The following is a 4,469-nucleotide window of genomic DNA, read 5'->3' as shown; positions in this document are numbered from 1 at the left end:
TGCTGGTCGGCGATCCGGAGCTGTGCAAGATGGCCAGCGACCGCCTGCTCGGCGTCCACGGCATCTACATCCAGCCGATCAACTATCCGACGGTGCCGCGCGGCACCGAGCGGCTGCGCATCACGCCGACGCCCTTCCATTCCGACACGCTGATCGCCGAATTGCAGGACGCGCTGGTCGAGACCTGGGATGCGCTCGGCATTCCCTATGCCACCTCAGGCCGTCCCGTCCTCGCCAAGAGCGACCGCATCGTTCCGTTGCTGGTGCCGAAATCGGGCGGCTAAGCCGCCTGACTCACACCGTCTTCATCCATTTCGCCAGGCGATGCGCCGCTTCCTCGAGCTGATCGAGGCGGCGGTGGAAGCATAGCCTGAGGAAGGCCTCGCCGCCGGGGCCGAAGGCCGTGCCGGGCGCCAGGCCGACATTGGCGTTGTCGACGATGTCGAAGGCGGCGGTGCGGGAATCGGTGATGCCGTCGACCGTGAAGAACAGATAGAAAGCGCCTTGCGGCACGGTGAAGCGTGCCTTGCCGGTGGCACCCAGGATATCGCAGACGAGATCGCGCGCAGCGCGTGCCCGTTCCACTTGGCTCACGATGAAGCCGTCGCCCTCGTCAAGCGCTGCGACCGCGCCGCGTTGCATGAACTGAGCGACGCCGGAGGTCGAATACTGGATCAGGTTCTCGAACACCTGCTGCAGCGCCGGATGGGTCTTGATCCAGCCGACGCGCCAGCCGGTCATCGCCCAGTTCTTGGAGAAGCTGTTGACGAACAGGATGCGGTCTTCGCCCGTGGCGACGTCGAGGAAGGACGGCGCCCGGCCATGGCCATAGTGGAACAGCGAATAGATCTCGTCGGCGATGATCCAGAGGTTCTTGGCGCGGGCGAGATCGAGGATCGCTTGAAGGGTCTCCCTGTCGGCGGTCCAGCCGGTCGGGTTTGACGGCGTGTTGATGAACAGCGCCTTGGTGCGCGGCGTGATGGCGGACGCGATCTTCTCGACATCGCAGGACCAGCCATTGCCGGACTGGTCGAGCACGACCGCAACCGGGACGGCACCGGCGACCCCGGCGGCAGCAGCGAAATTCGGCCAGGCCGGCGACAGATAGATCACTTCGTCGCCGCTGCCGGCAATCGCGTCGATGGCAAGTTGGATGGCATGCATGCCGGAAGCGGTGACGATGAACTCTTCCTCGGCGAAGTGCTTGCCGAAATGCCTGGCGTAATAGCGGGCGAGCGCCTGCCTGAGCTCGGGAATACCCTTCTGCCAGGTGTAGAAGGTCTCGCCATTGGCGAGCCCGCGGGCGGCGGCATCGCTGATGAAGGAAGGCGTCTGCAGGTCACCCTCGCCGGCCCAGAGCGGGATCAGGCCTTCGCGCAGGCGGCCATGGTTGACGACGGCGACAATGCCGCTTTCGGGTGCGGCGCGGGCTTCGGCGCGCAGGGTCTGAATCAAGGTCATGGGCAAATCCGTGGTCGTCTTTTCCGCGCTCTTACCAGATCGCCGAACAGAAAACCCCAGCCGCAAGCGGCCGGGGTTTTGGTCCAGAGTATCTGTCAGGGTTATTTCTTGGCGAGAAGGTCGCGGATTTCGGTCAGAAGCTGGACATCGGCCGGCGGCGGTGCCGCCGCAGCGGCGGGCTTCTCACGCTCCAAGCGTTTGCGCAGATTGTTCACGGCCTTGACCATGAGGAAGATGATGAAGGCAAGGATCAGGAAGTTCAGCACAACGGTGATGAAGCTGCCATAGGCGAAAACGGCGCCTTCTTTCTTAGCGTCGGCCAGCGCAGCCGAATGGACGTTCGAGGACAAACCAAAGAAATAATTGTTGAAGTCCAGACCGCCGAAAATCGCCCCGACGATCGGCATGATGATGTCGTTGACCAGCGAGTCGACGATCTTGCCGAAAGCAGCGCCTATGATGACGCCGACGGCCAAGTCCATCACATTGCCTTTGGAAATGAATTCCTGGAACTCTTTCAGCATTCGACCCTCCTAGCCATGACCGGCCGCGCTGCCGCCCCGGCTCTCCGGCGCCGACCCAAGATCACAATAACAAAAACCCCCGGTTGCAAAACCGGAAAAAGGGCGAAATCCCGGTTTGTGTTTAAGCCGCGCCGTCAGGCACATATGCGCCGAAAGCCGCGATGGACTCGGGCTCCAAGCTGTGGTTGCGTCTAGCCGAACCGGTGTGGAGCATCGGTCAGGGAGGAAGTTCGAACCGTGCAAGGCTGGTTCGTCGTCATCATCGCGATCGCCTATGTGACGCTGCTTTTTGCCATCGCCAGCGTCGGCGATCGGCGCTCGGTGGCAGCCGGGCTCGGACGGGCGCGGCCCTTCATCTATGCGCTCAGTCTCGCCATCTACTGCACCTCCTGGACCTTTTTCGGCTCGGTCGGCCTCTCCTCCGAGCGTGGCCTCGAATTCCTCGGCATCTATACGGGACCGGTGCTGGTCTTCGTGTTCGGCTTCCCGCTGCTCAACCGCATCGTACGGCTGGCGAAAAGCGAGAAGATCACCTCGATCGCCGACTTCCTCGGCGCCCGCTACGGCAAGAGCTTCATCGTCGCGGCGATCGCGACGCTGATCGCCACGATCGGCGCCGTGCCCTATATCGCGCTGCAGCTGAAGGCGATCTCAGGCTCGGTCAGCCTTATGATCGAACACTATACCGGATCGCCGCCTTCCTTCGATCCGTTCGTCAGCGACATCTCGCTGGTGGTTGCGATGCTGCTTGCGCTGTTTGCGGTGCTGTTCGGCACACGCCACGCCGACGCCACCGAGCACCAGGATGGGCTGGTGCTGGCGGTGGCGGTCGAAACCGTGGTCAAGCTCGCCGCTTTCCTCGCCATCGGCCTGATGGTGACCTTCCTCATCTTCGGCGGCCCCGGCGACATGCTGGCGACGCTCGCCGCGAATGCCGAGGTGCGCCAGGCCATGGGTTACAACACTTCCCTGGCCACCTGGCTGGTGCTGACGACCTTGAGCGGTTTTGCCATCCTGATGCTGCCGCGCCAGTTCTACGTCACCATCGTCGAGAACCGCAGCGAGGCGGAACTGCGCGCCGCGACCTGGGTGTTCCCGCTCTACCTCGTGGCGATCAACCTGTTCGTGCTGCCGATCGCCTTTGCCGGCCTGTCGCTGGTGGGCACCAAGACGAGCAGCGACCTCTACGTGCTGTCGCTGCCGCTGCTCAGCGGCCATGACGTGCTCGCCATGGCCGCTTTCATCGGCGGCCTGTCGGCGGCGACCGCAATGGTCATCGTCGAGAGCGTGGCGCTGTCGATCATGATCTCCAACGACCTCGTCATCCCGCTGTTCGTGCGCCGGCTGCTCAAGACCACCTCTTCGCAGAACGAGGACTGGTCGACGCTGATCCTCAACGTGCGGCGGGCGTCGATCTTCATCATGCTGTTCATCGCTTTCCTCTATTACCGCGAGAGCACCAACAGCGCGCGGCTGTCCTCGATCGGACTGATGTCGTTTGCCGCGATCGCGCAATTCGCGCCGGCGCTGATCGGCGGGCTGATCTGGCGCCGCGCCAACGGCCGGGGCGCCGCGCTCGGCATGGTCGCCGGCATCGCGGTCTGGGGCTACACGCTGCTGCTCCCTTCGCTCGTCGGTCCCGGCTCCGATATCGTCGTCCATGGCCTGTTCGGCTTCGAGGCGCTCAGGCCGCAGGCGTTGTTCGGCACGGTCGGCGAGCCGCTGAACCACGGCGTGCTGTGGAGCCTGTCGATCAACACGCTGTTCTTCGTGCTGGGATCGCTGTCCCGCGCGTCGGTGCCGCTGGAGCGCATCCAGGCGGCGATCTTCGTGCCGCGCGAGGCCGGCCCGATGCCGAGCCTGCGCCGCTTCCGCACCGCCGTCACCGTCAACGACCTCAAGGACACGATCTCCCGCTATCTCGGCGTCGAGCGCACCGAGCGTTCCTTCCAGTCCTTCGAGAAGAACGCGAACGTCTCCCTGCATGGCAAGGAACAGGCCAGCATGGACGTCATCCGCTTCTCGGAGCAATTGCTGGCGAGCGCGGTCGGCTCGTCCTCGGCGCGGCTGATCATGTCGCTGCTCTTCCGCCGCAATGATCGCGATTCCAAGGATGCCTTCCGGTTGCTCGACGACGCCACCGAGGCGCTGCAGCACAATCGCGACCTGCTGCAGATCGCGCTCGACCAGATGGAACAGGGCATCACGGTTTTCGACCGGGATTTCCGGCTGATCTGCTGGAACCGGCAATACCGGGCGTTGTTCGACCTGCCGGACGAGATGGGCCAGGTCGGCGTCTCGCTCGACCAGATTCTGCGCCATCTCGCCGAGCGCGGCGACATCCCCGCCGACCAGCGGGTGGCGATGCTCAACCGGCTGACCAGCTTCGTCAGCCCCTGGCAGATGGAGCTGAAGACCAGCGGCCGCATCCCGGAGTTGCGCTCCAACCCGATGCCCGACGGCGGCATCGTCGCCACCTATGCC

Annotated in this window: 4 protein-coding genes; 2 read left to right on the top strand and 2 right to left on the bottom strand. The window is 64.2% G+C overall.

Features of this window, described 5'->3' with window-relative positions; all coding sequences use genetic code 11:
• Positions 1 to 284, top strand: a 284-nt coding sequence (locus tag EOA38_RS28915) for an aminotransferase class I/II-fold pyridoxal phosphate-dependent enzyme (protein WP_127300842.1), incomplete at its 5' end; no start/stop codon positions are given.
• A gap of 10 nt (positions 285 to 294) precedes the next feature.
• Here the strand turns inward: EOA38_RS28915 and EOA38_RS28910 are convergent.
• Positions 295 to 1,461 carry a pyridoxal phosphate-dependent aminotransferase gene (locus tag EOA38_RS28910; RefSeq protein ID WP_127300841.1) on the bottom strand — a complete coding sequence of 389 codons (1,167 nt, stop codon included), beginning with the start codon at positions 1,459 to 1,461 and terminating at the stop codon, positions 295 to 297.
• Between the two features lie 101 nt (positions 1,462 to 1,562).
• Positions 1,563 to 1,985, bottom strand: coding sequence for a large conductance mechanosensitive channel protein MscL (mscL, locus tag EOA38_RS28905; protein WP_059185060.1), 423 nt, complete (start codon positions 1,983 to 1,985; stop codon positions 1,563 to 1,565).
• A gap of 237 nt (positions 1,986 to 2,222) precedes the next feature.
• On the opposite strand from mscL, the gene EOA38_RS28900 reads away from it, so the two are divergent.
• Positions 2,223 to 4,469 (top strand): PAS-domain containing protein (locus tag EOA38_RS28900; protein ID WP_189434981.1); only part of this gene is annotated, 2,247 nt, incomplete at its 3' end.

It is taken from the genome of Mesorhizobium sp. M1E.F.Ca.ET.041.01.1.1, assembly GCF_003997355.1.
In the GTDB taxonomy this organism is placed as follows: Bacteria; Pseudomonadota; Alphaproteobacteria; order Rhizobiales; family Rhizobiaceae; genus Mesorhizobium.
Note: the sequence above shows the minus strand (reverse complement) of the source record. Positions and strands in the feature narration are given on the sequence as shown.

Bases quoted from the DNA above. Each gene is read 5' to 3' on its own strand.
- EOA38_RS28910 (WP_127300841.1), bottom strand. From the start codon at position 1,461: ATGACCTTGATTCAGACCCTGCGCGCCGAAGCCCGCGCCGCACCCGAA.
- mscL (WP_059185060.1), bottom strand. From the start codon at position 1,985: ATGCTGAAAGAGTTCCAGGAATTCATTTCCAAAGGCAATGTGATGGAC.